The 26,186-nt window shown below is 72.5% G+C and carries 26 protein-coding genes and 1 pseudogene; 15 read left to right on the forward strand and 12 right to left on the reverse strand.

The window, feature by feature from the left end:
* The first annotated feature begins 165 nt into the window (after positions 1 to 165).
* The gene (locus tag ABZW30_RS05755; protein WP_355669800.1) at positions 166 to 1,122 is read left to right on the forward strand and encodes a DeoR/GlpR family DNA-binding transcription regulator; all 957 of its coding nucleotides are present in this window, start codon (positions 166 to 168) and stop codon (positions 1,120 to 1,122) included.
* Between the two features lie 86 nt (positions 1,123 to 1,208).
* Here the strand turns inward: ABZW30_RS05755 and ABZW30_RS05760 are convergent, their stop codons facing one another.
* The 5 genes from ABZW30_RS05760 to ABZW30_RS05780 form a co-directional block, all read right to left on the reverse strand.
* A complete protein-coding gene (locus tag ABZW30_RS05760) occupies positions 1,209 to 2,984 on the reverse strand; it encodes a biotin carboxylase N-terminal domain-containing protein (RefSeq protein WP_355669757.1) in 1,776 nt (591 codons plus the stop codon).
* 236 nt (positions 2,985 to 3,220) lie between these two features.
* Entirely contained in the window at positions 3,221 to 3,955 is a 735-nt protein-coding gene (locus ABZW30_RS05765; protein WP_355669758.1) for a hypothetical protein, read from the reverse strand.
* 100 nt (positions 3,956 to 4,055) lie between these two features.
* Complete coding sequence (locus tag ABZW30_RS05770) at positions 4,056 to 4,655, reverse strand: nucleoside triphosphate pyrophosphatase (RefSeq protein ID WP_355669759.1); 600 nt, start codon at positions 4,653 to 4,655, stop codon at positions 4,056 to 4,058.
* Between the two features lie 307 nt (positions 4,656 to 4,962).
* The gene (locus ABZW30_RS05775; protein WP_355669760.1) at positions 4,963 to 5,184 is read right to left on the reverse strand and encodes an acyl-CoA carboxylase subunit epsilon; all 222 of its coding nucleotides are present in this window, start codon (positions 5,182 to 5,184) and stop codon (positions 4,963 to 4,965) included.
* Between the two features lie 29 nt (positions 5,185 to 5,213).
* On the reverse strand, positions 5,214 to 6,803 hold the full coding sequence (locus ABZW30_RS05780; protein WP_355669801.1) for an acyl-CoA carboxylase subunit beta: 1,590 nt from the start codon (positions 6,801 to 6,803) through the stop codon (positions 5,214 to 5,216).
* A gap of 222 nt (positions 6,804 to 7,025) precedes the next feature.
* Between ABZW30_RS05780 and ABZW30_RS05785 the strand changes: the two genes are divergently transcribed.
* The 4 genes and pseudogenes from ABZW30_RS05785 (at position 7,026) to ABZW30_RS05800 (ending at position 11,862) form a co-directional block, all read left to right on the forward strand.
* Complete coding sequence (locus ABZW30_RS05785) at positions 7,026 to 7,919, forward strand: biotin--[acetyl-CoA-carboxylase] ligase (protein WP_355669761.1); 894 nt, start codon at positions 7,026 to 7,028, stop codon at positions 7,917 to 7,919.
* Between the two features lie 173 nt (positions 7,920 to 8,092).
* Positions 8,093 to 9,214: an adenylate/guanylate cyclase domain-containing protein gene (locus ABZW30_RS05790; protein ID WP_355669762.1), complete on the forward strand. Its 1,122-nt coding sequence runs from the start codon at positions 8,093 to 8,095 to the stop codon at positions 9,212 to 9,214.
* Positions 9,215 to 9,531: 317 nt separating this feature from the next.
* A pseudogene (locus tag ABZW30_RS05795) lies at positions 9,532 to 10,557 on the forward strand (sensor domain-containing diguanylate cyclase); the annotation flags it as partial.
* A gap of 903 nt (positions 10,558 to 11,460) precedes the next feature.
* Positions 11,461 to 11,862 carry a hypothetical protein gene (locus tag ABZW30_RS05800; RefSeq protein ID WP_355669763.1) on the forward strand — a complete coding sequence of 134 codons (402 nt, stop codon included), beginning with the start codon at positions 11,461 to 11,463 and terminating at the stop codon, positions 11,860 to 11,862.
* Here the strand turns inward: ABZW30_RS05800 and ABZW30_RS05805 are convergent.
* Positions 11,840 to 12,166: a TetR/AcrR family transcriptional regulator C-terminal ligand-binding domain-containing protein gene (locus ABZW30_RS05805; protein WP_355669764.1), complete on the reverse strand. Its 327-nt coding sequence runs from the start codon at positions 12,164 to 12,166 to the stop codon at positions 11,840 to 11,842. The two genes, ABZW30_RS05800 and ABZW30_RS05805, sit on opposite strands and share 23 nt — an antisense overlap.
* Positions 12,167 to 12,195: 29 nt before the next feature.
* Between ABZW30_RS05805 and hutH the strand changes: the two genes are divergently transcribed.
* Positions 12,196 to 13,779: a histidine ammonia-lyase gene (gene hutH, locus ABZW30_RS05810; RefSeq protein ID WP_355669765.1), complete on the forward strand. Its 1,584-nt coding sequence runs from the start codon at positions 12,196 to 12,198 to the stop codon at positions 13,777 to 13,779.
* Between the two features lie 28 nt (positions 13,780 to 13,807).
* Here hutH and ABZW30_RS05815 read toward each other — a convergent pair whose 3' ends face one another.
* Complete coding sequence (locus ABZW30_RS05815; protein ID WP_355669766.1) at positions 13,808 to 14,230, reverse strand: hypothetical protein; 423 nt, start codon at positions 14,228 to 14,230, stop codon at positions 13,808 to 13,810.
* Positions 14,231 to 14,458: 228 nt separating this feature from the next.
* Between ABZW30_RS05815 and ABZW30_RS05820 the strand changes: the two genes are divergently transcribed.
* Positions 14,459 to 15,328, forward strand: coding sequence for a MurR/RpiR family transcriptional regulator (locus ABZW30_RS05820; RefSeq protein ID WP_355669767.1), 870 nt, complete (start codon positions 14,459 to 14,461; stop codon positions 15,326 to 15,328).
* Positions 15,329 to 15,464: 136 nt separating this feature from the next.
* Positions 15,465 to 15,785: a hypothetical protein gene (locus tag ABZW30_RS05825; RefSeq protein WP_355669768.1), complete on the forward strand. Its 321-nt coding sequence runs from the start codon at positions 15,465 to 15,467 to the stop codon at positions 15,783 to 15,785.
* Position 15,786: 1 nt separating this feature from the next.
* On the opposite strand, the gene ABZW30_RS05830 is transcribed toward ABZW30_RS05825, so the two are convergent.
* Entirely contained in the window at positions 15,787 to 16,359 is a 573-nt protein-coding gene (locus ABZW30_RS05830) for a Uma2 family endonuclease (RefSeq protein WP_355669769.1), read from the reverse strand.
* Positions 16,360 to 16,529: 170 nt separating this feature from the next.
* Between ABZW30_RS05830 and hutU the strand changes: the two genes are divergently transcribed.
* Genes hutU through hutI form a run of 4 tightly spaced genes read left to right on the forward strand, consistent with a single transcriptional unit; the run spans position 16,530 to position 21,982 of the window.
* A complete protein-coding gene (gene hutU / locus ABZW30_RS05835; protein ID WP_355669770.1) occupies positions 16,530 to 18,200 on the forward strand; it encodes a urocanate hydratase in 1,671 nt (556 codons plus the stop codon).
* 20 nt (positions 18,201 to 18,220) lie between these two features.
* Positions 18,221 to 19,402: an allantoate amidohydrolase gene (locus ABZW30_RS05840; RefSeq protein ID WP_355669802.1), complete on the forward strand. Its 1,182-nt coding sequence runs from the start codon at positions 18,221 to 18,223 to the stop codon at positions 19,400 to 19,402.
* Complete coding sequence (locus ABZW30_RS05845; RefSeq protein WP_355669771.1) at positions 19,393 to 20,760, forward strand: formimidoylglutamate deiminase; 1,368 nt, start codon at positions 19,393 to 19,395, stop codon at positions 20,758 to 20,760. The genes ABZW30_RS05840 and ABZW30_RS05845 overlap by 10 nt, the downstream gene beginning before the upstream one ends.
* A gap of 46 nt (positions 20,761 to 20,806) precedes the next feature.
* Positions 20,807 to 21,982: an imidazolonepropionase gene (hutI, locus tag ABZW30_RS05850; protein WP_355669772.1), complete on the forward strand. Its 1,176-nt coding sequence runs from the start codon at positions 20,807 to 20,809 to the stop codon at positions 21,980 to 21,982.
* A 67-nt stretch (positions 21,983 to 22,049) separates the two neighbouring features.
* Here hutI and ABZW30_RS05855 read toward each other — a convergent pair whose 3' ends face one another.
* Together ABZW30_RS05855 and ABZW30_RS05860 are read right to left on the reverse strand one after the other, a co-directional pair.
* Positions 22,050 to 22,250, reverse strand: coding sequence for a DUF397 domain-containing protein (locus tag ABZW30_RS05855; RefSeq protein ID WP_355669773.1), 201 nt, complete (start codon positions 22,248 to 22,250; stop codon positions 22,050 to 22,052).
* Complete coding sequence (locus ABZW30_RS05860) at positions 22,243 to 23,106, reverse strand: helix-turn-helix transcriptional regulator (protein WP_355669774.1); 864 nt, start codon at positions 23,104 to 23,106, stop codon at positions 22,243 to 22,245. The genes ABZW30_RS05855 and ABZW30_RS05860 overlap by 8 nt, the downstream gene beginning before the upstream one ends.
* A 273-nt stretch (positions 23,107 to 23,379) precedes the next feature.
* Here ABZW30_RS05860 and ABZW30_RS05865 point away from each other — a divergent pair, with 273 nt between their 5' ends.
* Genes ABZW30_RS05865 through ABZW30_RS05875 form a run of 3 tightly spaced genes read left to right on the forward strand, consistent with a single transcriptional unit; the run spans position 23,380 to position 24,109 of the window.
* Positions 23,380 to 23,742 (forward strand): ATP-binding protein, encoded by a 363-nt coding sequence (locus ABZW30_RS05865; RefSeq protein ID WP_355669775.1) that lies wholly within the window; start codon positions 23,380 to 23,382, stop codon positions 23,740 to 23,742.
* Entirely contained in the window at positions 23,739 to 23,990 is a 252-nt protein-coding gene (locus ABZW30_RS05870) for a hypothetical protein (RefSeq protein WP_355669776.1), read from the forward strand. Before ABZW30_RS05865 ends, ABZW30_RS05870 begins: the two co-directional genes overlap by 4 nt.
* Positions 23,987 to 24,109, forward strand: coding sequence for a hypothetical protein (locus ABZW30_RS05875; protein ID WP_355669777.1), 123 nt, complete (start codon positions 23,987 to 23,989; stop codon positions 24,107 to 24,109). The genes ABZW30_RS05870 and ABZW30_RS05875 overlap by 4 nt, the downstream gene beginning before the upstream one ends.
* Positions 24,110 to 24,267: 158 nt before the next feature.
* Here ABZW30_RS05875 and ABZW30_RS05880 read toward each other — a convergent pair whose 3' ends face one another.
* The gene (locus ABZW30_RS05880; RefSeq protein WP_355669778.1) at positions 24,268 to 24,792 is read right to left on the reverse strand and encodes a hypothetical protein; all 525 of its coding nucleotides are present in this window, start codon (positions 24,790 to 24,792) and stop codon (positions 24,268 to 24,270) included.
* Complete coding sequence (locus ABZW30_RS05885; protein WP_355669779.1) at positions 24,789 to 26,018, reverse strand: alpha/beta hydrolase; 1,230 nt, start codon at positions 26,016 to 26,018, stop codon at positions 24,789 to 24,791. The genes ABZW30_RS05880 and ABZW30_RS05885 overlap by 4 nt, the downstream gene beginning before the upstream one ends.
* Positions 26,019 to 26,186: the final 168 nt, after the last annotated feature.

Raw genomic sequence — 26,186 nt, forward strand, 5'->3', positions numbered from 1 at the left:
ACGGCGGGCGCAGGCCCGGGCTATTGACGGCGCGTATTGTACGGTCACGCGCCGCTCGTGCGTGAGCAATTCCAGCTACTAGCTGCAAACGCCTGAAAGCAGACGGTCACGCAGGTTACCGTCGGTTCTGTGTTTGCAGCAGAACGTCGCCAGTTGATCCTCGAAATGGTGCGCGCCAACGGAGCCGTCTCGCTCCGGGAGTTGGCCCGCGTCGTCCAGACCTCCGAAGTGACCGTGCGTCGCGACGTGCGGGCGCTGGAGGCAGAAGGGCTCCTCGACCGCCGGCACGGCGGCGCGGTGCTCCCCGGCGGCTTCAGCCGCGAACCCGGCTACCCGCAGAAGACCCACCTGTCCGCGGCGGAGAAGAGCGCCATCGCGGACCTCGCCGCCGGGCTGGTGGAGGAGGGCGACGCGGTGGTGGTCGGCGCCGGCACCACCACCCAGGAGCTGGCCCGCCGGCTGGCCCGGGTGCCCGGCCTGACCGTGGTCACCAACTCGCTGCTGGTCGCCCAGGCGCTGGCGCACGCCAACCGGGTCGAGGTGGTGATGACCGGCGGCACCCTGCGCGGCTCCAACTACGCCCTGGTGGGCAGCGGTGCCGAGCAGTCGCTGCAGGGGCTGCGGGTCACCAAGGCCTTCATCTCCGGCAGCGGGCTGACCGCCGAGCGCGGGCTGTCGACCGCGAACATGCTGTCCGCGAGCGTGGACCGGGCAATGGTGCTGGCGGCCGCCGAGGTCATCGTCCTCGCCGACCACACCAAGCTCGGCGCGGCCGGCATGTTCCAGACCGTCGCCACCGAGACCATCACCCGGCTGGTCACCGACGAGCAGGCCACCGCCGACGACGCCACCGTCCGCGAGCTGGACGCGCTGGCCGACTGCGGGGTGCAGATCGACCTGGCGCCGTTCGGCGCGGGCTCCGGCGGCGACGCCCCGGTGCACGGCACCGGCAGCGGCCCGGTCCACCAGACCCAGCCCGGCCCGATGGGCCGCCGGCCCGCCCCGGCCCCCGGCGGCGCCCCGCTGCCCGCCCAGCGCCGCCCCGGCGCGCACGGCGGGCCGGTCGGCCCGGGCGGGATGCCGGTCCGGCTGGCCGAGCTGGGTCTGCCGCGTGGGCGCTGAGCCCGTCCCCCGTACGACCGGAGAACGCGACCGGTCCGCACACCCCGAAGGGCGTACGGACCGGTCGGTGGCTGACGGACCTCGCGTCAGTCCTTGATCTCGCACAGCGCGGCGCCGCTGCTGACGCTCGCGCCCACCTCGGCCTTGAGGCCGACGATGGTGCCCGACTTGTGGGCGTTCAGCGGCTGCTCCATCTTCATCGCCTCCAGGACCACGATCAGCTCGCCCTCGGCGACGACCTGGCCCTCCTCGACGGCGACCTTGACGATGGTGCCCTGCATCGGCGAGGCCAGGGTGTCACCGCTGACGGCCGAGCCGGCCTTCTTGGCGCCCACCCGGCGCTTGGCCTTGGCCGCACCCGTGGCACCGGCCGCCGGGGCCGCCGCGACGCCCAGGGAGGACGGCAGCGAGACCTCGATCCGCTTGCCGCCGACCTCGACGACCACGGTCTCCCGGGTCTCGGCCTCCTCGGCCTCGCCGGCCGCGCCCGCGAACGCCGGGATGGTGTTGTTGAACTCGGTCTCGATCCAGCGGGTGTAGACCGTGAACGGCTCGTCGCTGCCGTGCACCTCGGGCGCGAACGCCGGGTCGGTGACGACCGCCTGGTGGAACGGGATGGCGGTGGCCATGCCCTCGACCTTGAACTCGTTCAGCGCGCGCTTGGCGCGCTCCAGGGCCTGCTTGCGGTCGCGGCCGGAGACGATCAGCTTGGCCAGCAGCGAGTCCCAGGCGGGGCCGATGACCGAGCCGGTCTCCACGCCGGAGTCCAGGCGCACACCCGGGCCGGACGGCGGGGCGAACAGCGTCACGGTGCCGGGCGCGGGCAGGAAGTTGCGGCCCGGGTCCTCGCCGTTGATGCGGAACTCGAAGGAGTGGCCGCGCACCTCCGGGTCGCCGTAGCCGAGCTCCTCGCCGTCGGCGATCCGGAACATCTCGCGGACCAGGTCGATCCCGGTGACCTCCTCGGTGACCGGGTGCTCCACCTGCAGACGGGTGTTGACCTCCAGGAAGGAGATCGTGCCGTCCATCGCCACCAGGAACTCGCAGGTCCCGGCGCCCTCGTAGCCGGCCTCCTTCAGGATGGCCTTGGACGCGCGGTACAGCTCGGCGTTCTGCTCCGGGGTCAGGAACGGCGCGGGCGCCTCCTCGACCAGCTTCTGGTGCCGGCGCTGCAGCGAGCAGTCACGGGTGGAGACGACCACCACGTTGCCGTGCTTGTCCGCGAGGCACTGGGTCTCCACGTGCCGCGGGTTGTCCAGGTAGCGCTCGACGAAGCACTCGCCGCGGCCGAAGGCGGCGACCGCCTCGCGGACCGCCGACTCGTACAGCTCCGGGATCTCCTCCAGGGTGCGGGCGACCTTGAGGCCGCGGCCGCCGCCGCCGAACGCCGCCTTGATGGCGACCGGCAGGCCGTGCTCCCGGGCGAAGACGACGACCTCGTCGGCGCCCGAGACCGGGTCCGGGGTGCCGGCCACCAGGGGGGCGCCGGCGCGCTGGGCGACGTGGCGGGCGGTGACCTTGTCACCGAGGTCGCGGATGGCCTGCGGCGGCGGGCCGATCCAGGTCAGACCCGCGTCGATGACGGCCTGGGCGAAGTCGGCGTTCTCCGACAGGAACCCGTAGCCGGGGTGGACGGCGTCGGCGCCGGCGTCCTCGGCGGCCTTGAGGACCTTGGCGATGTCCAGGTAACTGGTGCCGGGGGTGTCACCGCCCAGCGCGTAAGCCTCGTCGGCCGCGCGGACGTGCAGCGCATCCCGGTCCGGCTCGGCGTAGACGGCGACGCTGGCGATACCGGCGTCCGAGCAGGCCCGGGCGACGCGGACGGCGATTTCCCCGCGGTTGGCGATGAGCACCTTGCGCACTGTGGCTCCCTTCTTGAACCTCGTTGAGTTTATGGATTCCTGGGCAGTACCGGCGAGTAGCCCCAGGTTGTGAACTATCCCACACGCTCGGTGATGGCAATCGCGGCCCCCGATGCCGCCCTTTCGGGGACTTCGCAGGTCGCGGCCGGTGGGTTGGGACCGCTGTGGTCGACGTCGGGTGACCGGGCGGCGGCGTGGCGGGACGGTGTCATGGGACACACCTTCCCGCAGCCCGCTTAAGCCGTGGTCGAGGCGGGGGCGGGGCGCCGCAGTGCCTCGGCGGTGACGTCGGCGGCGAGCTCCACCATGTCCGGCCCGTACGCGTTGGGGTTGACCACCTTCAGGATGAGCGCGAACGTCCCATTCTGCCCGTACTCGCGGGCGAGTTCGCGGTGGTGGGAGACCAGGTAGCGCACCCCGGCCTGGTTGGCGGTGCCGGTCTGGCCGGAGATCAGGAACACCGGGCGGCCGCCGTCCGGGGTGGCGATCCGGGCCAGCAGGGTGTGCACCTGGTCCTGGTCGGCGGTGTAGTCGTGGCCGCCCACCACGATCACGTTGCTGCCCGGGCCGGGGCCGGAGGCGACGGTCACGCCCGGCAGGCCCCAGGCCACGTGGGCGGCCATCCGGTCGTTGCTGACGGGACCGCCCAGGCATAGCTCGGTCTTGGCGCCCAGGCCGCGGTGCGCGGCGTCGTGGGCGACCAGTTCGGGCCGGGCGCCGCACTCCTCGACCAGCCCGGCCAGCCACATCAGCGCGTACGCGTCCCGGCGGGTCACGGTGTTCGCGTGCGAGCCCGTCCCGATGCTGCGGGGCACCACGATCAGGCACTCGCTGCCGGACGGCAGCCCGAGGAAGGCCCGCACCCGTTCGACCCTGCGGCGCCGCCGCAGGGCCTGGGCGAGCCAGCCCAGGCCGGCGCTGATGGCGCTGGCCACCAGGCCGAGCACCACGTTGAGCACGTCGTCGGTCATCGCCGCGTTCCCTCCCCGTTCGAACGCCGGTCAGCTTAGAGGTGCGACTGCCGGGTGCGGCAGGTCGCCCGGTCGCCCGGTCCACAGATCGGCCCGAGCGTCAGGCCCAGAGATCGACCAGCCGGACGCCGAGGTCGGCGAGCAGGCGGCGGAGCAGCGGCAGGGACAGGCCGATGACGTTGCCCGGGTCGCCGTCGATGCCGTCGATGAACGGCGCCGAGCGGCCGTCCAGGGTGAACGCCCCGGCCACGTACAGCGGTTCGCCGGAGGCCACGTAGGCGGCGATCTCCTCGTCGTCCGGGGTGCCGAAGCGGACCGTGGTGGAGGCGGTGGCCGAGGACTGCCGGCCGGTCACGGTGTCGATCACGCAGTGGCCGGTGCGCAGCACGCCGGCGCGGCCGCGCATCGACTGCCAGCGGGCCAGCGCCTCGGCGGCGTCGGCGGGCTTGCCGAGGGCCTCGCCGTCCAGCTCCAGGACGGAGTCGCAGCCGATCACCAGCTCGCCGCCGGTCAGTTCGGCGGCGACGGCCTTCGCCTTGGCCTCGGCCAGGACGAGGGCGAGCTCGGCGGGGGTGGCGGCGCTGATCGCGTCCTCGTCGACGCCGCTGACCACCACGCGCGGGTCGAGACCCGCCTGGCGCAGCAACCCGAGGCGGGCGGGGGAGGCGGAGGCGAGGACGAGGGGGCGCGGGTCGGTCATGCCCACCAGGGTAGGGGGTGCCGGTGTCCGCCGTTCGGGTGAACGGCTCAGGTGAACGACCGGGAGAGCATGATCAGGACGGCGCCCACCAGCACCAGGGTGGCGAGCACCTTGCCGGCCCGCTGCATCCGTTCCTGCATGCGGCGGGCCTCGGGCGAGGGCTCATCGCGAGGGTCTGACCAGAGCACCCGTCCAGAGTGCGCCGCGCCGGGGCGTGGGCGCCTGAGTATCCGTACTCAGGTTTCGGGCATAGCGGGCGAGTCACAGAGTGGGAAGTCGGACCCGCCGACTTCCCACTCCCGGTGGATCAGTGCGCCCAGCCCGAGGTCCGCCAGGCGTTGACGCCCGGGCGGACGGCGGGGCGGAGCAGACGGGAGCGGTCGCTCCAGGGGGAGGCCGGGCCGACGCCGGCCAGACGCGCCGCCTCGGCGGCGGCCTGCGCGGCGGCGGCCCGGGCCTGGACCACCGCCAGGACGGTGGCGAGCTCCTCGGGGGTCGGCTGCCCGTGCAGCACGTGGATCGGGGACATGGCTGGTTCTCTCCCGACAGGGATTGGGCCTACAGGGGGATGTTGCCGTGCTTCTTGGGCGGCAGCACCTCGCGCTTGCCACGCAGTGCCCGCAGGCCCCGGACGATGTGCCGACGGGTCTCGCTCGGGGCGATCACCGCGTCGACGTAGCCGCGCTCGGCCGCCAGGTACGGGTTCAGCAGGGTGTCCTCGTACGAGGCGATCAGCTCGGCCCGCTTCTCCTCGACGTTGCCGGCCGCCTCGGCCTCGGCGATCTCCCGGCGGTGCAGGATGTTGACGGCGCCCTGCGCGCCCATCACCGCGATCTGTGCGGTCGGCCAGGCCAGGTTGAGGTCGGCGCCCAGGTGCTTGGAGCCCATGACGTCGTACGCGCCGCCGAAGGCCTTGCGGGTGATCACGGTGATCAGCGGGACGGTGGCCTCGGCGTAGGCGTAGATCAGCTTGGCGCCGCGGCGGATGATGCCGTCCCACTCCTGCTCGGTGCCGGGCAGGAAGCCGGGCACGTCGACGAAGGTCAGCACCGGGATGTTGAAGGAGTCGCAGGTGCGGATGAAGCGCGCGGCCTTCTCGCTGGCGTTGATGTCCAGGCAGCCGGCCAGGTCCATCGGCTGGTTGCCGACGATGCCGACCGCGTGGCCCTCGACCCGGCCGAAGCCGGTGATGATGTTGCCCGCGTACAGCGGCTGGGTCTCCAGGAACTCGCCGTCGTCGACGATGTGCTCGATCACCTTGCGCATGTCGTACGGCTGGTTCGCCGAGTCCGGCACGATCGTGTCGAGTTCGAGGTCCTCGGCGGTGATCGAGAGATCGGCCTGCTCCGGGTAGGACGGCGGGTCGCTCAGGTTGTTGGAGGGCAGGTACGAGAGCAGGCTCTTGACGTACTCGATCGCCTCCTTCTCGTCCGTCGCCAGGTAGTGCGCGTTACCGGACTTGGTGTTGTGGGTGCGCGCGCCGCCCAGCTCCTCCATGCCGACGTCCTCGCCGGTCACGGTCTTGATCACGTCCGGGCCGGTGATGAACATGTGCGAGGTCTGGTCGGCCATCACCACGAAGTCGGTGATCGCGGGGGAGTAGACCGCGCCGCCGGCGCAGGGGCCCATGATCAGCGAGATCTGCGGGATGACACCCGAGGCGTGCACGTTGCGGCGGAAGATCTCGCCGTAGAGGCCGAGCGAGACCACGCCCTCCTGGATCCGGGCGCCGCCGGAGTCGTTGATGCCGATGACCGGGCAGCCGGTCTTCAGCGCGAAGTCCATCACCTTGACGATCTTCTCGCCGAACACCTCGCCGAGCGAGCCGCCGAAGACGGTGAAGTCCTGGGCGAAGACCGCGACCTGACGGCCGTCGATGGTGCCGTAGCCGGTCACCACGCCGTCGCCGTAGGGGCGGTTCCGCTCCTGGCCGAAGTTGGTCGAGCGGTGCCGGGCGAACTCGTCGAACTCGACGAAGGAGTCCTCGTCCAGCAGCTCCACGACCCGCTCGCGGGCGGTCAGCTTGCCCTTGGCGTGCTGCTTCTCCACGGCCTTGGACGAGCCGGAATGCACCGCCTCGTCCAGCCTGCGCCGCAGGTCGGCGAGCTTGCCGGCGGTGGTGTGGGGGTCGTACGGCGCCTCGGTCATCCGGTGGCTCTCCCTGATCATGGGCCGCGACCTGTTCGATTGCGCGCGGGCCGGGGACGGGGGCTCGCGCATGAGGGCAGGGCGGCGCTGCGAACTACCGTTGAGTAGCGTAGCCAGCGCGCAGGGCTATGCGTCATGTCCTGGCGTTATGGCCATCGACACAGTGTGTTAACGAGCGTTATGCGAGACGATAAGGCGGACTACGCCTCTAGTGTGCTGACCATGACCGCACCCGACACCCCCCGCCGCAGCGGACTGCGCGGCTTCGGCCGTACCGGACCGTCCCCCTGGACCGACCTGGACCGGCCGCCGCTGGACCAGGCGACGCTGCGACGGGACCTGGTCGTCCCGGGCGGGCTCTGGACCTCGCTGGACGTCGTCGCCGAGACCGGCTCCACCAACACCGACCTCGCCGAGCGGGCCCGGGCCGGCGCGCCGCAGGGGGCGGTGCTGGTCGCCGAGGCGCAGAGCGCCGCGCGCGGGCGGCTGGACCGGCAGTGGAGCGCCCCGGCCCGCTCCGGGCTGTTCCTGTCCTTCCTGCTGCGCCCCGAGGGGGTGCCGGTCGAGCGGTACGGCTGGCTGCCGATCCTGGTCGGGGTGGCCGCGGCGAGCACGCTCGGCCGGGTGGCCGGGATCGAGGTCGGACTGAAGTGGCCCAATGACCTACAGGTGGAGATCGCCGGCGCGGAGCGCAAGCTCGGCGGGATCCTCACCGAGCTGAGCGGCGGCGCGGTGGTGTGCGGGATGGGCCTGAACGTCTCGCTGCGCGAGCAGGAGCTGCCCGTCCCCACCGCCGCCTCGCTCGCGCTGGCCGGCGCCGAGACCACCGACCGCTCCGTCCTGCTGCGCGCCCTGCTGCGCGAGTTCGCCGGGCTGTACGGCGAGTGGACGGCCGCGGCCGGGGACCCGCACGCGAGCGACCTGATGCGCGCCTACGTGGACCGCTGCACCACGCTCGGCCGCCAGGTGAAGGTGCACCTGCCGGGCGACCGCGAGCTGGTCGGCGAGGCGGTGGCGATCGACGGGGACGGCCGCTTGGTGGTCCGAACCCCCGACGGCGCGCGCCGGGCGGTCGGCGCGGGGGACGTGGTCCACGTCCGCCCCGAAGCCCCCTGAACGGCACTCTTCACCTCTCCTTGACTCGGGCGGATGCCCCGGATCACGGGATTCCGTGCGAACATTCCACCTGGCAGCGGTGTGAGGCGCGCCACTGCCCGCCAGGGTGGCGGGCGGGGCGCCCGGACAGGTAGGACACGAGGCAAGTGCGGCAACCGCACGGGGACGGACCGGTGGCAGAGGACGGCAGCAGCGGGACGGCGGGCACCCACGACCCCACGGTCGCGCTCGAACTGGAACGCCTGATCCTGGACGCGCCACGCCGTTACACCCCGTACCAGGCCGCGCGCGCCGCCGACGTCCCGATGGAGCTGGCCACCCGCTTCTGGCGGGCCATGGGCTTCCCCGACATCGGGCAGTCCCGGGCTCTCACCGACGGCGACGTGATCGCGTTGCGGCGCCTCGCCGGCCTGGTCGAGTCCGGGCTGCTCAGCGAGTCGATGGCGATCCAGGTGGCCCGCTCCACCGGCCAGACCACGGCCCGGCTGGCCGGCTGGCAGATGGACACCTTCCTGGAGAACCTCACCCAGTCCGCCGAACCCGGGCTGACCCGCGCCGACGTCGCGTACCCGCTGGTCGAGCTGCTGCTGCCGGAGCTGGAGCAGTTCCTGGTGTACGTCTGGCGGCGGCAGTTGGCCGCCGTCACCGGCCGGGTGGTGCAGGCGGCCGAGGACCACGAGATCACCAGCGGTCGGCTCGCGGTCGGCTTCGCGGACCTGGTCGGCTTCACCCGGCTGTCGCGGCGGCTGGAGGAGGAGGAACTCGGCGAACTGGTCGAGACCTTCGAGAACACCTGCTCCGACCTGATCGTCGGGCAGGGCGGCCGGGTGATCAAGACCCTCGGCGACGAGATCCTCTACGTCTCCGAGGACCCGGCGACCGCCGCCGAGATCGCGCTGAGCCTGATCGAGGCGCTGGCCGAGGACGACACCATCCCGGCGTTGCGGGTCGGCATGGCCTTCGGGACGGTCACCCAGCGGATGGGCGACGTCTTCGGCACCACGGTGAACCTGGCCAGTCGGCTCACCTCGATCGCGCCCAAGGACGCGGTGCTGATCGACGGGCAGTTCGCCGCCGCGCTGGAGCAGAACGGCAGCGTCGCCCCGGCCGACTCGGAGGGGCCGGGCCTGGCGGAGGCGCTCTCGGTGGCCGCCGGGATGCCGGCCTCCGGGCTGCCGATGCCGGGGCCGGACGCGGGGGCCCGGTTCCACCTGCAGCCGATGTGGCGGCGGCCGGTGCGGGGGCTGGGGCTGGTCGAGCCGTGGCTGCTGTCGCGGCGGCTGAAGGCGGACTAGCGGGCGGGTGCTCTCCCCGGGTGAGGGGCTCGGGTGAGGGTCTCCGGGTGGCCGAACGGTTGAAAGTCGTACGGTCCGCCGCAGGTCCGTCCGGGCAAACGGGGCATAACCAAACGAAATCGCCATAGTCTTGGTGCAAGCAGCCGGACGGGTGCGATCGGCTTCGGGGGTCTGGCAGGACCGAGCACAGGGAGCGAGGCGAGCCGGTGAGCAGTGAGGCGATCATGACGGACCGCGGCTGCGACTGCGATGGCCCGCGCCGCCCCGACCCGCTGCCCGACCTGAGGCTGCAGGCGGTGGTCGAACTCGCCCAGGACATGGCCGGCGCGCTCACCCCGCTGGAGGCCGTCCGGGCCGCCGCCGCCCGGGCCACCGAGGCGCTCGGCGCCACCATGACCGCCGTCTCGGTCTGGGACCGCGAGTCCGGCCGACTGCGGGTGCTGGTCAACCACGGGGAGCTCGCCCCCGGCGAGGAGGGGCTGCCGGAGGACGAGTCGTACCCGGTCGCGGACTTCCCGGAGATCGTCACCTACCTGGAGGAGCGCTGGACCACCGGGCGCCTGCCGCGCGCCTGGGTGCAGACCGCCGAGAACACCGAACCGCACGCCGGACACGCGCACCCGACCGCCGGCGCGTACTGCCGGGAACGCGCCGCGGCGCTGCGCCGGCGCGGCCGGGCCTGCTGCGTGGTCGCGCCGATCGTGCTGCACGGGCAGGCCTGGGGCGAGCTCTACCTCGCCCGCTCGATCGGGATGCCCGAGTTCACCGAGGCCGACGCCGACTACGCGACCCTGCTCGCCGCCCAGATCTCGGCCGGGCTCGCCCAGACCGAGCGCCTGGCCGACCTGCGCAAGCTCGCCTTCTCCGACCCGCTCACCGGCCTGGCCAACCGGCGCGCGGTCGACGCCCGGCTGGAGACCGCGCTGGAGGCGCACAACCGGGACGACACCGTGGTCTCGCTGGTGGTCTGCGACGTCAACGGGCTGAAGCGGGTCAACGACCAGCTCGGCCACGAGATGGGCGACCGGCTGCTGGAGCGCTTCGCCCACCAGCTGTCGCTGGCCGCCGCCAAGCTGCCCGGCAGCCTGGCCGCCCGGCTCGGCGGGGACGAGTTCTGCCTGCTGACGGAGGGGCAGAAGGCCGACGAGGTGGTCGCCGTCGCCGAGGAGCTGTGTGCGCGGGCGCTGGCGCTGTCCGAGGGTGACGGGGTCGCCTGCGGCGTCGCCTCCACCGGGGACTCCATCGGGCCGGTGACCACCCCCGACCGGCTCTTCCGGCTCGCCGACGCCGCCCAGTACCGGGCCAAGGCCGCCCGCGCCGCCCACCCCGTGGTCGCCGGGCGCAGCCACGGCCCCGGCTTCTCGCCCGACCCCACCGTGCTGCTCGCCGACGCCGCCGACCCCCACCACCGCGCCGACGGCCGCCGCGGCCCCGGCGGGCGGGTCGGTACGGCCGACCGGCGGCGCTTCCGCGGAGCCGCCCACAGCGCCGACCCCGGCCAGCTGCTCACCGCCGTCCTCGCCGCCCTCGACCATGCCGCCGCCGCCCGGGCCGTCCACCCCGCCGACACCCTGGGCAAGCTGGTCGTGGTCGCCGAGACCTCCGCCCGGCTGCTCGACGCGGTCGGCTGGTGGGTCTCCTACGTCCCGCCCGGTTCCCAGCTGATGCGCACCGCCCAGCACGCCGTCTTCCGGATGACCAGGGGCCCCAGCAGCACCCGCGCCGAGACCCAGCGGGCCCAGATCGAGGCCCCGGACGCGGTCTTCGACCTGCGCCACTACCCGATGACCCGTCGCGCGGTCCGGGGCGGCGCCTTCGCGTTGCGCGCGGGTGCGGCGGGTAACGACCCGGCGGAGGAGGCGATGCTGGTCGTCTCCGGCTACCGGGGGATGGTCGCGGCCGGCGGGCAGAACGCGGCCGGGGGCTGGCTGGTGGAGCTGTTCGCCGACGACGCGACCCTGCCGCTGGGACAAGTCGCCTGCACGATGCGGGCGTTGGTCGCGGTGGCGCTGGCGGGTGCGGCCTCGCCGCCGGTGATGTGAGGCCCCGGGGGAGGCCGGGCGTCGGGCGACCCGCCCGATCCGACTGTTCCTTGACGCCCGGTTCCCGTGCCGGGCGTGGCCTCCCGGTTGCCGTGGCGACGGCGGCGGGTCGGCGCGGGGATGTGCCGGTTCGGTGACCGGGGTGTCGCGGCTGGGTCGCGGTTCGGGGTGAGGCCTGCCGTCGGTGGCCGGGCCGGTGGGAAGGTGACGGGGGACCTGGGAGCGGGGGCGGCGGTGGGCGGACGGCTGGTGGGCGCGGCGGTGGCCGGGGTGCTGGTGCTCGGCGGCGGGGTGGCGACGGCCGCCCCGGCGTCGGCGGCGTCGGTGGTGTCGGTGGTGTCGTCGGCGGACCGGGCGGTCCAGGACGGCCGGACGGGTCCGACGCCGGTACGGGCGACGCCTGAGCGGGCGCCGCAGCTGCGGGCGGGCCTGCGGGCGCACCGGATCACGGACCACGCCGCGTCGCGGCGCACCCGGAAGGTCCGCCGCAGCGTCGTCGGGCGGGCGCTGGACGCGGTGTTCGGTTGGTTCGCCGTCGCGGCGCTGGTGGTCCTGCTGGTCGTCGTGCTGCTGGTGTACGCGGTCAGACGTCGGAACGGCCGCTAGCCGCAGGCGGGTTGAGGGCCCGTAGGGCGGCGTCGACCAGGCGGTCGGCGTGCTCGTGGGTGAGCGGGCCGAGCCGGTACTGCCAGCGGTAGTAGAGCGGGCCGTAGACCAGTTCGACGGCCAGGTCGAGGTCGGCTGGAGGAGCTGTCCGCCGCCGGCCGGGCCGAGGGCGGCACCGCCCGGGCGGCCGACCTGATCGAGGCCGAACTCGGGCGGTAGGCGTGCGGAAGGGGCGGTCGGGGGCTGCGGCGTGCGGCGCCGGTCCGGAAGGCGGAGAATCCGGATGGTGGGCAGCTGTTGTCATATCTTCATTCACCTGCTGTGATTGTGTATATGGATATGCACAGTGCTGTGGCCCCCGACGCTCCGCTGGTCCAGGTCGGCAAGGCCGACGTCAGCGCGGACGACGTGCTGGCCGTCGCCCGGGGCAATGCCCGGGTCGAGATCGGTCCTGACGCGCTCGCCGAGATGGCGGCCGCCCGCGCGCGGATCGACGCCCTCGCGGCTGAGCCGCGCCCCGTCTACGGCGTGTCGACCGGCTTCGGCGCGCTCGCCGTCCGGCACATCAGCCCCGAGCTGCGCGCCCAGCTCCAGCGCTCGCTGGTGCGCTCGCACGCGGCCGGCATGGGCCCGGCGGTCGAGCGCGAGGTGGTCCGCGCGCTGATGTTCCTGCGGATGAAGACGCTGGCCTCCGGCCGTACCGGCGTACGGCCGCTGGTCGCGCAGACCATGGCCGCCCTGCTCAACGCCGGCATCACCCCGGTGGTCCGGGAGTTCGGCTCGCTCGGCTGCTCCGGTGACCTCGCGCCGCTGTCGCACTGCGCGCTGGTGCTGATGGGCGAGGGCACCGCCACCGGCCCGGACGGGGTGGAGAAGCCCGTCGCCGAGCTGCTGGCCGCCGCCGGCATCGAGCCGGTCGAGCTGCTGGAGAAGGAGGGCCTGGCCCTCATCAACGGCACCGACGGCATGCTCGGCATGCTGGTGATGGCCATCGCCGACCTCAGCCGCCTGTTCACCACCGCCGACATCACCGCCGCGATGACCCTGGAGGCGCTGCTCGGCACCGACAAGGTGCTCGCCCCCGAGCTGCACGCCCCGATCCGCCCGCACCCCGGCCAGGCGCTGAGCGCGGCCAACATGCTGGCCGTGCTCAAGGGCTCCGGCCTCACCGGCCACCACCAGGACGACGCGCCGCGGGTCCAGGACGCCTACTCGATCCGCTGCGCCCCGCAGGTGGCCGGGGCCGGCCGGGACACCCTGGCGCACGCCCAGCTGGTCGCCTCGCGCGAGCTGGCCGCCTCGGTGGACAACCCGGTGGTGCTGCCGGACGGCCGGGTGGAGTCCAACGGCAACTTCCACGGTGCGCCGGTCGCGTACGTGCTGGACTTCCTCGCCATCGCGGCCGCCGACCTCGGCTCGATCTCCGAGCGCCGCACCGACCGGCTGCTCGACAAGGCCCGCTCGCACGGCCTGCCGGCCTTCCTGGCCGACGACCCGGGCGTGGACTCCGGCCTGATGATCGCCCAGTACACCCAGGCGGCGCTGGTCAGCGAGAACAAGCGGCTCGCCGTCCCGGCCTCGGTCGACTCGATCCCCTCCTCCGCGATGCAGGAGGACCACGTGTCGATGGGCTGGTCGGCCGCCCGCAAGCTGCGTCAGGCGGTGGAGAACCTCGGCCGGATCCTGGCCGTCGAACTGACCGCCGCGGCCCGCGCGCTGGAGATCCGCCAGCAGGCCGAATCGGCCGGCCGACCGGCCCCGGCCACTGCGGCCGCGCTGGCCGCCGCCCGCGAGGCGGGGGTCGGCGGCGCCGGCCGGGACCGCTTCCTCTCGCCGGACCTGGAGGCCGCCGCCGCGCTGGTCGCCTCCGGTGACCTGGTGCGGGCCGTGGAGCGGGTCACCGGGCCGCTGGCCTGAGGTGCCGTGGGCGCGGGGTGACGGGGGCTCAGTCCCAGTCGCCCCGCGGCCGCTGGTCCCGGCGGTCGCGGCGGTTGCCCAGCGCGGCCGCGAAGTTGACCCCGACGATGCCCGCCCAGCAGGCCAGCAGGCCGGCGAACCCGCCGCTTTCGGGGCTGGCGGCGATGGCGGTCAGCGGGATGCCGAAGGCCAGCGAGAGCACCGCCAGGCGGTTGCCGGACCGGACGGGGGCCCAGCCGCGGCGGTCCCGGTCGCGGCCCCGGTCCCGGTGGGAGGGCGCGTAGTCGTCCATCCGCTCGGCGACCGAGCGCTCGACCCGGGCGTCCAGGCGGGCGTCGAGGCGCTTCATGAAGGAGTCCACGAGTTCGTTCTCGTACTCCTTGCCGAGTTCCTTGCGGGCCTGCAGGGTGGCGTCGAGATCGTGCCGCAGATCGTCCTGGCGAGTGTCCATGCCCTTAGGGTGGGGCCGCCGCGGATCCCGGTCCATCCGTTCGCGGGGGGAATCCGGGCGGGCTCAGGGAGAAATCAGGGTTACCCCGAACCCCGTCGGTCCCGGGTCGGCCCGCTGTCCGATCTCCGGGACGTCTCACGGGGCGTCCCGTCGTGCGAGACGTCTTTGCCAGGCGCGTCGCGCTGCTGCACAGTCGTCGTTCGAACCGCTCGCATCCGGAGGTATCAGATGACCGCCATCGACGAGGCCGGCACCGTCGGTCCCTCCGCCCGGCTGCTGCAGATGTTCGAAGGCCACCGGCTGACGCCCACCCAGCGGCGGATCGCGCACTCGCTGGTCCGGCACGCCACCGAGGCGCCGTTCCTCTCCAGCGTCGAGGTGGCCGAACTCGCCGGGGTGAGCCAGCCCTCCGTCACCCGCTTCGCGGTCGCGCTCGGGTACGACGGCTACCCGGCGCTGCGCAGACAGCTGCGCGAACTCGGCGCGGGCGAGCCGGCCGCGCCGGAGACCCCGGCCGACGCGGTACGCAACGAGCACCAGCAGGCCGTGCTCGCCGAGATCGAGCACCTGCGCCACCTCGCCGAGCTGCTCGCCGACCCCGAGCCGATCACCCGGGCCGCCCGGCTGCTCGCCGCCTCCCGCCCGCTGCCGGTGCTCGGCCTGCGGGCCGCCTCGGCGCAGGCGCGCGGCTTCGCGTACTTCGCCTCCAAGGTGCACCCGGACATCCGGCTGCTGGACGAGGGTGGCAGCATGCTCGCCGACCGGCTGGAACAGGCCACCGCGGCCGGGGCCACCGCGCTGCTCTGCTTCGCGCTGCCGCGCTACCCGCGGGAGCTGATGGACGCGCTGGCGGTGGCCCGCGAGTGCGGGCTGACCGTGCTCACCGTGGCCGACAGCGCCTTCTCGCCGGTTGCCAAGCTCTCCGATCTGATGCTGCCCGCGGCTGTCGGCACCGGGCTGGTCTTCGACACCGCCTGCGCGCCGATGATGCTCGGCCGGGTGCTGCTGCAGACCATGTGCGACGAACTCCCGGGCGCGGAGGCGCGGCTGGAGGCGATCGAGCAGTCGGCGGCGGCGCGTGGCCTGTTCTTGGAATAGGCACAGCTTGGAATAGGAACAGCTTGGAGTAGGCGCGGCCTGGAGTAGCCGCGGCGTCGATCGAGCGGCTTGGAACAACGGCCGGGGGAGTACTCGACACGAACCCGGGCATCCCCTACAGCAGGGGGTGCCGCCCATGCGCGTGATCCACGAGATGAAGTTCGTCGCCCGCCTGGCCTCGGGCGCTGACGAATGGTCCTGCCCCACCTGCGGACGCCGCGTCACCCTGCGGCGCCTGCCCGAACCCGAACTGACCGTCCTCGACCCGGGCGACGAGTCCGCCGTCCACGTCGGCGTCATCGAACCCGACGCCCGCGCGGCCGCCGCAGCCGAGAAGTACGGCCTCGGCCCCGTCCAGAACATCCCCCGTCCGCCGTCCCCGCCCGCCCCCGACGCCGCCGACCGCCGCTGGCTGGCCGAGATCGGCATCGACTGGGACGGGGACGAGGCGGCCTGACCTAGCTGCGGGGGGCGGACAGCGGAAGATCGGAGGTGTCCAGCTCGGCGGACAGTGGCGACGGCAGTGGGACGGGCTCGCCGTACTCGCCGTGCAGGACGCCCTGGTACGCGCCGTCGCGGGGGCGGGTGTGGAGTGTCCAGGCGCCCTTGCGGGGGTCGACCGCGAGGAGGACCGGCACGCCTGCGATCGCGTACCAGTTGGTCTTGGTCGCGATGTGATTGATGCGCGACGGGCCGGGGGCCACCTCGACGGCGAGAGCGATACCGCACGGTTCAGCCAGCCAGTCGTCCTCGTCCTCCCAGGCGGAGGGCAGTACGAGCAGGTCGGGGGTGGCGTAGTCGTCCTCGTCGTCCGGCAGTGCGGTGGACGACGACTCGTATGCGCCGAGGCCGACCGGCAGCTGTGATCCGATTCGTTCGCGTAGGCGTCGAACCGTCCCAGCGTGCTTGCCACGGCGGGGCGGCGACATCAGTAGCGCCCCTCCGATGACCTCGACCCGCAGCCCGGCGAGCTGCTCGATCTCTTCCGCAGCGCGACGCAGCTTTCCTGGTTGTACCGGGGTGGTTGCCATGGCGTCCTCTGCTGGGCCGAGTGGCTGGTGTTTTCGACCTCAGAGTACGGCTGGCAGGCGTTCGGACTCGGGCGTTGATCGGATGGGTTCAGGTCTGGTCGAAGGCTGAATGATTGGATATATTCAGCCGAACCGAGCTTGAATGAATCCATCCGCAGGGAGGCCGGGACATGGTGCAGCAGCAGACGAGCGGGCCGCGAGAGGTGCGCGCGGCGCGCGGGACGGGACTCACGACGCAGGGGTGGCAGCAGGAGGCCGCCCTGCGGATGCTGATGAACAACCTCGACCCCGAGGTGGCCGAGCACCCGTCGAAGCTGGTGGTCTACGGCGGCACCGGCAAGGCCGCCCGCGACTGGCGCTCCTTCGACGCCATGGTGAAGACGCTGCAGGGGCTGAAGCAGGACGAGACCATGCTGGTCCAGTCCGGTCGGCCGGTCGGCGTGATGCAGACCCACGAGTGGGCGCCGCGCGTGCTCATCGCCAACTCCAACCTGGTCGGCGACTGGGCCAACTGGGAGGAGTTCCGCCGCCTGGAGAGCCTCGGGCTCACCATGTACGGCCAGATGACCGCCGGTTCCTGGATCTACATCGGCACCCAGGGCATCCTCCAGGGCACCTACGAGACCTTCGCCGCCGTCGCCAACAAGCGCTTCAACGGCACGCTGGAGGGCACCATCACCCTCACCGCCGGCCTCGGCGGGATGGGCGGCGCCCAGCCGCTGGCCGTCACCATGAACGGCGGCGTGGCGATCTGCATCGACTGCGACCCGTCCCGGATCGCCCGCCGGATCGAGCACCGCTACCTGGACGTCGAGGCCAAGGACCTCCCGCACGCGCTGGAGCTCGCCACCGCCGCCCGCGACAAGAGGCAGCCGCTCTCCATCGGTGTGCTGGGCAACGCCGCCGAGCTGGTCCCGCAGCTGCTCGCGATGGACGCGCCGATCGACATCGTCACCGACCAGACCAGCGCCCACGACCCGCTCAGCTACCTGCCGGTCGGCGTGGCCTTCGAGGACATGGCCGACTACGCGGCCGCCAAGCCCGCCGAGTTCACCCAGCGCTCCCGCGAGTCGATGGCCAAGCACGTCGAGGCGATGGTCGGCTTCCTGGACCGCGGCGCCGAGGTCTTCGACTACGGCAACTCGATCCGCGGTGAGGCCCAGCTGGCCGGCTACGACCGCGCCTTCGCCTTCCCCGGCTTCGTCCCGGCGTACATCCGTCCGCTGTTCTGCGAGGGCAAGGGCCCGTTCCGCTGGGCGGCGCTGTCCGGCGACCCGCAGGACATCCACAAGACCGACAAGGCCGTCCTCGACCTCTTCCCGGAGAACGAGTCGCTGGCCCGCTGGATCAAGATGGCCCAGGAGAAGGTGCACTTCCAGGGCCTGCCCGCGCGCATCTGCTGGCTCGGCTACGGCGAGCGCGACAAGGCCGGTGAGCGCTTCAACGACATGGTCGCCTCCGGCGAGCTGTCCGCCCCGATCGTGATCGGCCGCGACCACCTGGACTGCGGCTCGGTGGCCTCCCCGTACCGCGAGACCGAGGCGATGCTGGACGGCTCGGACGCGATCGCCGACTGGCCGCTGCTCAACGCCATGGTCAACGTGGCCTCCGGCGCCTCCTGGGTCTCCATCCACCACGGCGGCGGCGTCGGCATCGGCCGCTCGATCCACGCCGGCCAGGTCACCGTCGCCGACGGCACCGCGCTGGCCGGGGAGAAGATCCGCCGGGTGCTCACCAACGACCCGGGCATGGGCGTCATCCGGCACGTGGACGCCGGCTACGACCGCGCCACCGAGGTCGCCGCCGAGCGTGGCGTGCGCGTTCCCATGGGTGAGCTGTGACGGTTTCTTCGTTCGAAGAGATGTGGGCGGAGCTGCTCCCCGTGGGCCGCTCCGCCTCCTCCGGCGGCTACCGCCGCTTCGCCTGGAACTCCGCGGACGCCGAGTGCCGCGCCTGGTTCGAGCAGCAGGCCCGCAGCCGCGGCCTGACGTACGAGCTGGACCGCAACGGCAACCAGTGGGCCTGGCTGGGCGACCCGACCGCCCCGGGGGCGATCGTCACCGGCTCGCACCTGGACTCCGTCCCGGACGGCGGCGCCTTCGACGGCCCGCTCGGGGTGGTCTCCTCCTTCGCCGCGCTGGACGAACTCCGCGGCCGGGGGGCGGACTTCACCCGCCCCCTGGCGATCGTCAACTTCGGTGACGAGGAGGGCGCCCGGTTCGGCGTGGCCTGCATCGGCTCGCGGCTGACCTCCGGGGTGCTCTCCCGTGAGGCCGCGTACGAGCTGCGCGACGCCGACGGCCGCCGACTGCCCGACGCGATGGAGAAGGCCGGCTACGACCCGACCGCGATCGGCGCGGACGACGAGCGGCTGGCCCGGATCGGCGCCTTCGTCGAACTCCACGTCGAGCAGGGCCGCCACCTCGCCGAGGGGCAGCCGGTCGGCGTGGCCAGCGCGATCTGGCCGCACGGCCGTTGGCGGTTCGACTTCCACGGTGAGGCCAACCACGCCGGCACCACCCGGATCGAGGACCGCCGCGACCCGATGCTGACCTTCGCCAACACCGTGCTCGCCGCCCGCAAGAAGGCGAAGCTGGCGGGCGCGCTGGCCACCTTCGGCAAGGTCGCGGTCGAGCCCAACGGCACCAACGCGATCGCCTCGCTGGTGCGCGGCTGGCTGGACTCCCGGGCCGCCGACGAGCGCACCCTCACCGAACTGGTCGGCGAGATCGAGCGGGCCGCCGCCGAGCGCGGCGAGCGCGACGGCGTCCGGGTCGAGCTGACCCGCGAGTCCTACACCCCGGTGGTGGACTTCGACGGCCCGCTGCGCGACCGGCTCGCCAAGCTGCTCGACGCCCCGGTGCTGCCGACCGGCGCGGGACACGACGCCGGCATCCTGGCGTCCGTCATCCCGACCGCCATGCTGTTCGTGCGCAACCCCACCGGTGTCTCGCACTCCCCGGCCGAACACGCCGAGGAGGCCGACTGCCTGGCCGGGGTCGCCGCTCTCGCCGACGTACTGGAGGACCTGGCGTGTCGCTGACCGCACCGACCCCGGTGACCTACTGGGCGCAGTACGCCTGGCTGCCGCACCCCGACGGGCCGGTGGTCGAGCAGAACGTGCTGATCGCCACCGGCCCCGACGGCCGGATCACCGCCGTGACCCCGGAGAGCGGACCCTGCCCGCCCGGCGCCGTCCGCCTCGACGGGCTGTTGCTGCCCGGCCAGGCGAATGCCCACTCGCACGCCTTCCACCGGGCGTTGCGCGGGCACGTCCAGGTCGGCTCCGGTACCTTCTGGACCTGGCGCGACACCATGTACCGGTTCGCCGGCGCGCTCGACCCGGACAGCTACCTGGAGCTCGCCACCGCCGTCTACGCCGAGATGGCGCTCGCCGGGATCACCGCCGTCGGCGAGTTCCACTACCTGCACCACGCGCCCGGCGGCGCCCGCTACACCGACCCCAACGCGATGGGCGAGGCGCTGATCGAGGCCGCCGCCCGGGCCGGCATCCGGATCACCCTGCTGGACACCTGCTACCTGTCCTCCGGCTTCGGCGCCGAGCCGACGCAGCCGCAGCTGCGGTTCAGTGACGGCGACGCCGAGGCCTGGGCGGTCCGGGCGGACGCGCTCAAGCCGCGCGAGCACGCCCGGATCGGCGCCGCCATCCACTCGGTCCGGGCCGTCCCGGCCGAGCAGCTGGGCACCGTCGCGCACTGGGCGGCGATGCGCAAGGCGCCGCTGCACGTCCACCTGTCCGAGCAGACCGCCGAGAACGACGCCTGCCTCGCCGCGCACGGCGTCACCCCGACCCGGCTGCTCGCCGACCACGGCGCGCTCGGCCCGCGCACCTCGGCCGTGCACGCCACCCACCTCACCGACGAGGACGTCAAGCTCCTCGCCGACTCCGCCACCACCGTCTGCATGTGCCCCACCACCGAACGGGACCTCGCGGACGGCATCGGCCCGGCCCGCCGGCTCGCCTCGGCGGGCAGCCCGATCACCCTGGGCAGCGACAGCCACGCGGTGATCGACCCGTTCGAGGAGGCCCGCGCGCTGGAGCTGGACGAGCGGCTGCGCACCCGGACCCGCGGCCACTGGACGGCCAACGCGCTGCTGCGGGCCGGCGGGGAGGACGGGCACGCCTCGCTGGGCTGGCCCGAGGCCGGGCGGATCGAGGCCGGGGCGCTCGCCGACTTCACGGCGATCGCGCTGGACACCGTCCGTACGGCGGGCCCGCCGCCGCGGCTCGGCGCGGAGACCGCGGTCTTCGCGGCCTCGGCGGCGGACGTGCGGCACGTGGTGGTCGGCGGGCGGCACGTCGTCCGGGACGGCGTGCACCAGCTGGTGTCCGACGTGCCGGGTGCGCTGCGCTCCGCGATCGGCGCGCTCAGCCACTGATTCCCTCCTCGTCCAACTTGTCCAATTCCCTTCGGAAGGCGTTGTCTTGAGCACCAGGACCACCTTGATCACGGGCATCGGCAGCCTGGTCACCAACGACCCCGGACACGGCACCGGGCCGCTCGGCCTGCTGGCCGACGCGGCCGTGGTGGTCGACGGTGACACCGTCGCCTGGGTCGGCCCGGCGGCGCAGGCCCCTGCGGCGGACGAGCGCTTCGACGCCGAGGGCCGGGCGCTGCTGCCCGGCTTCGTCGACTCGCACGCCCACCTGGTGTTCGCGGGCGACCGCACCGCCGAGTTCAACGCCCGGATGTCCGGGCAGTCCTACTCGGCGGGCGGCATCCGCACCACGGTGGCGGCCACCCGGGCGGCGAGTGATGCCGAGCTGGAGGCGAACGTAGCGGGGTTCGTCCGGGAGGCGCTGCGGCAGGGCACCACCACCATCGAGTGCAAGTCCGGCTACGGGCTGACGGTCGAGGACGAGGCCCGGGCGCTGCGGATCGCTGCTGGGTACACCCCGGAGACGACGTACCTGGGCGCGCACATCGTGGCCCCCGAGTACGCCGAGGACCCGGCCGGCTACGTCGACCTGGTCACCGGCGAGATGCTGGACGCCTGCGCGCCGCACGCCCGTTGGGTGGACGTGTTCTGCGAGAAGGGCGCCTTCGACGGCGACCAGGCGCGGGCCGTCCTGACGGCAGGGATCGAGCGGGGCCTCACGCCCCGGGTGCACGCCAACCAGCTCACCTACGGGCCCGGCGTGCAGCTCGCGGTGGAGCTGGGGGCCGCCTCGGCGGACCACTGCACCCATCTGACGGACGAGGACGTGGCGGCGCTGGCCGGTTCGGCGACGGTCGCGACCCTGCTGCCGGGGGCGGAGTTCTCCACCCGCGCCGAGTACCCGAGCGGGCGGCGGCTGCTGGACGCGGGCGCGGTGGTGGCGCTGTCCACCGACTGCAACCCGGGCTCCAGCTTCACGAGTTCGATGGCGTTCTGCATCGCGGTGGCGGTGCGGGAGATGGGGATGACCCCGGACGAGGCCGTCTGGGCGGCCACGGCGGGCGGCGCGCACGCGCTGCGGCGCAGTGACGTGGGGACGGTCGCGGTCGGCTCGCGCGCGGACCTGCTGCTGCTGGACGCGCCCTCGCACGTGCACCTGGCGTACCGGCCGGGCGTGCCGCTGACGGCGGCGGTCTGGCGCTCCGGGGTCCGTGAGGTCTGACCCCCGGAGCTTTCGGACGGCGGGAGGCCCCCGCGCCCCCGGGGTGGCGGGCGCGGGGGCCTCTCGCTCAGGGGGTGGTGATCAGGTGGTCGAACTCGCCGGCCTTGGCGCCCTGGAGAAAGTCGGCGAGGTTGAGGCGGGTGGTCCGGACGATGACGTCGCCCTCGTCGGACTCGCGGAGCTCGATCACCCCTTCACGTGCGCGTACCTCGACGCAGTTGCTGGCTGCTTCGCTGAAGCTGGATTTCTGCCACTCGGAGCTATTCATACCTGTCGTTCAGTTCCTTCATGATCGAGCGAATGTAATCTCGCGACTCGCTCTCCGGGAGCGCGACGGCTTCGATGCGCTCAAAGATTGCGCGATAGCCCGCCAGCTGGGCGGGCGAGTCGAAGATGTGGGAGCCGTGGGACGAGTCAGCCTGGACCGTATCCAGCTCCGGCACTGGCCCCTCCGCGTAGATCAGGTTCTCGCTGGGGCCAGGGAAGTCGGCCGTATCGAACGGTACGACTCGCAGCGAGACTCCCGGAAGCTCGGAGTCTTCGACGAGGGAACCAAGCTGTTCCCTGAGTACTGCGGGGCCGCCGTACTGAATTCGCAGCGCTGCCTCGTGGACCAGTGCAACGTACGGCGTTTCACCGGATCGAATAGTTTGCTGCCGCCGCAGGCGGAACCCCACCCTGCGATCGACCTCGCGACCGGGGAGAGGAGTGAAACCTCTCGCGAACACGGCGGCGGCATAGGGGACCGTCTGAAGCAGCCCCGGGATGAAGCCGATGTTGAAGCTCTTGAGCCTCTTCGCATGTCCCTCCATTTCCGCCACATCAATGGGGGCGGCTGTGAGGGCGTTGCGATACTCATCCCACCAGGCCCGATCTCGCTCCCTGGCCATCCCGGCGAGCGTGTCGACCAAGGGCGCGTTGGCGCACATGCAAGCCTCCGCGATCTCGTGCAGGCGCTCCACGCTGACGGCGGACTTCCCGTTCTCCATCTGCGTCACCAGAGCTGGAGTCACACCGAGCAAACGGGCGAGGTGGCTGCCTGCGAAGCCGGCCTGCTCTCGCATCCTCCGCAGTTCAGCGCCGAGCCGACGCTGGCGAAGGGTCGGGTTCTGGCGGTTGGCCATGGCGTCCTTTCTGCCGGTACAGGCGCCAGTCTGCCGTGCCGCGCGCAGGGGTGGCCATGACTCCATCGGGGGAACCTTCGCGCATCGAGCTTAACGTTAAGCCCCGATGCGCTATCGTCATTCTCAGCTCGATCCGACGGATCGTCAGTAATGCCTGCACTCATGGCAGTAGGCGCCTGCTGCCCGCGCGCCGAAGAGCAGCCGCATCCCGGCCTGGCTCACGGCGACGACCGTCGTCTCCTCTCCCCACACCACAGCCTCACGGAGGTTCCCGTGTGCATCCGTAACACCCCCTCGCTCACCCTCTCCCGGCAGGCCCTGCGAGACGCCATGACCCGCAACGGCTGGGACGCCGAGACCATCTTCAACGCCGAACTCGCCCTCTGCGAGCTCATCTCCAACGCCTGGCGGCACGGCGGCACCCCCGCGCCCGTCGTCTGGTTCTCCATCGTCAACCGCACCCTCCGGGTCACCGTCTCCGACGAGAGCGACGCCCTCCCGCAGCCGCGCACCCGCGACGACCTCGCCGAGACGGGTCGGGGTCTCCAGCTCGTGGAGGGCCTCACCCACCGCTGGGGCGTCGCCCCCCAGAAGCGCGGCAAAACCACCTGGTACGAGCTGGACTGTCTCGCGTGACCCGAGACCCCGTCGCGCCGGACGACCCCCGGATGCGCGACTACACCGAGCCCCACATCACCACTCTCCTCGGAGAGTTGCACCGACGCGGCCTGCCGCATGGGCTCCTCTGGGGCTCCGCCGCGGCCGGCGAGACGACCCTCGACGGCCGTATCCTGATCGACTTCGGGAACGCGCCCGTGAGCACCCTGCTCAACCTCCTCCACCTACTCCGCGACCTGGAGCGGGACGAGGCGTGGCACCGGTGAAGTTCTTCGTCGGCGCGATCCTCGTCGCCCTGCTCGCCCTCGCGATCGCCACCGTGGCCCTCGGCGTAGTCGCGACCCTCAGGATGCCCCGCCCCGAGGATCGCGACGAGCAGCGCTGAACACGCGAAGGCCCTCGCCCACCCAGGGCGAGGGCCTCGCGGGTGCCCTCTGTCAGCCGAGATACGGGATCGCCCTGTGCTCCAGGAAGTGCTGAAGCCGGAGGCGCTGAGTGGATGTGCGGCAAAGCCGATGGCGGTACAGACCTCCGGGGGGCGTATCAGGCCGGCGGCTTTCCGTTGGGCCAGACGCAGGGGGAGCTGACCCAGAGGGAGAGGCTGTGGCTGGAGTCGGAGACCCCGTCCAGGGTGGCGAGGAAGTTGTCCTTGGGGTTCTTCATTCTGATCCAGCCAGGACGTGATCCGGCGGCGTCCGGATCCGGTTCGAAGCCGTGGCCGGTCAGGAACTCGCGGAAGTCCTTCGCGGCCTCGGCCTTGGGCGCGGAGGGGACGTCGCCGAAGTCGTATTCCCGGCGGGTCTCCGTCCTGCCGTGCGGGCCGATGTCGTTGGCGTCGCATTCCAGGTCGCTGAAATCATGGCTCTTCGCGGGCTTGACCGGCAGTTTGGCCAGAATGTCCGTGAGGTAGGTGTCGATCTGCTTCTTGGCCTGGTCCAAGGTGATCGTGGGCTTCGACCGCTCGCCCAGGGTCCCCACTCCGCAGGCGTTCAGGGCCAGCACGGCGACCAGCAGCGTGGCGGTGGCGGTGACCCGCTTGATCAGGGGGGCGTGCTCGGCGGTGCTCATGAGACCGGCTTTCCGGCGATGACCTCGCCCATGGCCGGCAAGGTGGGCGAATTGTCGTTCCAGTAGTCGGAGTGGCCGCCCTCGGGGTTGGTTCGCAGGACGTGCGCGCCGAACTCGGGGACGGTGGTCTGCCGTCCGTGGATCATGTGGTTGTCAGTGTCGACGCCTCCGACATGGACGCCGTTGGCGTCTACGCCGGTGTAGTAGTTTCCCACGCCCCATGTCTCGGCGTAGTAGTCGCGGACGTTCTTCGCCACCCCCTTGGGGTCGGCGGCATCGGCCCAGCCGATTGAGTCACCGTCGCTCTGCGCCGCGTACACGTGTGACGGATCGATTCCCAGGTCCTTGGCGTGTTCGACGCCGCATCCCGGGCTGGCGATGAGGACGACGTTGTCGACCGGGAGGCCCTTGTCGCGCATGGTGTAGCCGACGGTCGTGGTGCCGTAGCTGTGGGCCAGGACGGTGTTGTTGTTGAGCTTTCCGTCGTGCGTGGCGTGCAGCCCGAGTTCGAAGCTGTGCAGCTTGTCCTCCGCGTTCTTCGCGTACTTGTCGTCCGTGGCCTGGCCGAGGTTCTGCGGCGCGTCGTAGCCGACCCAGGTGATCGACGACGTGGTGCTCGGGTCTCCCGCGTTCTTGTTGGCCTTGTTGGCGGAGGCGACCATCAGGTCCGACCGCTCGATGTCGTTGTGGAGGCTGGCGCCGAGGCGCGCTCCGGTGCCGGGGACGTAGGTCGAGACGTTGTCGGCGGTGTCGGGGTTGTTGGCCGCGATGATGGCGTGGCCGTGGTCGTTGGTGTCGAAACCCAGCAGGAACGTCGGCGGGTGATCGTCGTTGACCTTGGTGTTCAGCCTTTCCTCGATGCTCTTGATGCCCTTCAGCTTGTCTTCGAGGGCGTCGTGCTTCTTCTTCCACTCCGTGTAGTCGGGGTTCTCGACGGGTCCGCCGTTGGTTTCGGCGACGCTCAGATTCTTCTTCGGCTCGGGGCCGAGGCCGTCGAGTTGGCGCTGGAGGTCCTGCTTGCCGCGCTGCAGGTTGATCCGGTTGGCCTTGTCGCGGGCGGTGGCGGGGACGCCGTCGAGAGCGCCGACCTGGTCGGGGTGGTCGTTGATGAACGCCTGCTGCTCGGTGTCGGTGAGACCGTCCCACCACTGCTTGACGCTGTTGGGGTCGGTGCCGGTGGCGGGCACCTGCTCGCGGGCGGTCTGGGCTGCCTGGTCCTTGGCCACCGTGGCGGCGTCCAGACCGGTGCCGTTGCTCGCGTTGGTCGCGAGGTGGTTCAGGCGCGCGCTGATCTCCTGGTCCGCGTGGGTGGCTTCGTTGAGTGCGGCGGTGATGCGGTTGCGGATGGCGATGGCGGTCGTCTCGGCGCCGGCGCCCGCGTAGTTCGGGGACGT

The organism is Kitasatospora sp. NPDC004669 (assembly GCF_040609455.1).
In the GTDB taxonomy this organism is placed as follows: Bacteria; Actinomycetota; Actinomycetes; order Streptomycetales; family Streptomycetaceae; genus Kitasatospora.

Excerpts from the sequence above, each read along its gene's own strand:
- ABZW30_RS05780 (WP_355669801.1), bottom strand. The coding sequence starts at position 6,803 with ATGACCGAGGCGCCGTACGACCCCCACACCACCGCCGGCAAGCTCGCC.
- ABZW30_RS05765 (WP_355669758.1), bottom strand. The coding sequence starts at position 3,955 with ATGACCGACGACGTGCTCAACGTGGTGCTCGGCCTGGTGGCCAGCGCC.
- hutH (WP_355669765.1), top strand. The coding sequence starts at position 12,196 with ATGGATATGCACAGTGCTGTGGCCCCCGACGCTCCGCTGGTCCAGGTC.
- ABZW30_RS05855 (WP_355669773.1), bottom strand. The coding sequence starts at position 22,250 with ATGAATAGCTCCGAGTGGCAGAAATCCAGCTTCAGCGAAGCAGCCAGC.
- ABZW30_RS05770 (WP_355669759.1), bottom strand. The coding sequence starts at position 4,655 with ATGACCGACCCGCGCCCCCTCGTCCTCGCCTCCGCCTCCCCCGCCCGC.
- ABZW30_RS05880 (WP_355669778.1), bottom strand. The coding sequence starts at position 24,792 with ATGAGCACCGCCGAGCACGCCCCCCTGATCAAGCGGGTCACCGCCACC.
- ABZW30_RS05785 (WP_355669761.1), top strand. The coding sequence starts at position 7,026 with ATGACCGCACCCGACACCCCCCGCCGCAGCGGACTGCGCGGCTTCGGC.
- hutU (WP_355669770.1), top strand. The coding sequence starts at position 16,530 with ATGGTGCAGCAGCAGACGAGCGGGCCGCGAGAGGTGCGCGCGGCGCGC.
- ABZW30_RS05830 (WP_355669769.1), bottom strand. The coding sequence starts at position 16,359 with ATGGCAACCACCCCGGTACAACCAGGAAAGCTGCGTCGCGCTGCGGAA.
- ABZW30_RS05820 (WP_355669767.1), top strand. The coding sequence starts at position 14,459 with ATGACCGCCATCGACGAGGCCGGCACCGTCGGTCCCTCCGCCCGGCTG.
- ABZW30_RS05825 (WP_355669768.1), top strand. The coding sequence starts at position 15,465 with ATGCGCGTGATCCACGAGATGAAGTTCGTCGCCCGCCTGGCCTCGGGC.
- ABZW30_RS05775 (WP_355669760.1), bottom strand. The coding sequence starts at position 5,184 with ATGTCCCCGATCCACGTGCTGCACGGGCAGCCGACCCCCGAGGAGCTC.
- ABZW30_RS05860 (WP_355669774.1), bottom strand. The coding sequence starts at position 23,106 with ATGGCCAACCGCCAGAACCCGACCCTTCGCCAGCGTCGGCTCGGCGCT.
- ABZW30_RS05805 (WP_355669764.1), bottom strand. The coding sequence starts at position 12,166 with ATGACAACAGCTGCCCACCATCCGGATTCTCCGCCTTCCGGACCGGCG.
- ABZW30_RS05755 (WP_355669800.1), top strand. The coding sequence starts at position 166 with ATGGTGCGCGCCAACGGAGCCGTCTCGCTCCGGGAGTTGGCCCGCGTC.
- ABZW30_RS05815 (WP_355669766.1), bottom strand. The coding sequence starts at position 14,230 with ATGGACACTCGCCAGGACGATCTGCGGCACGATCTCGACGCCACCCTG.
- ABZW30_RS05840 (WP_355669802.1), top strand. The coding sequence starts at position 18,221 with ATGTGGGCGGAGCTGCTCCCCGTGGGCCGCTCCGCCTCCTCCGGCGGC.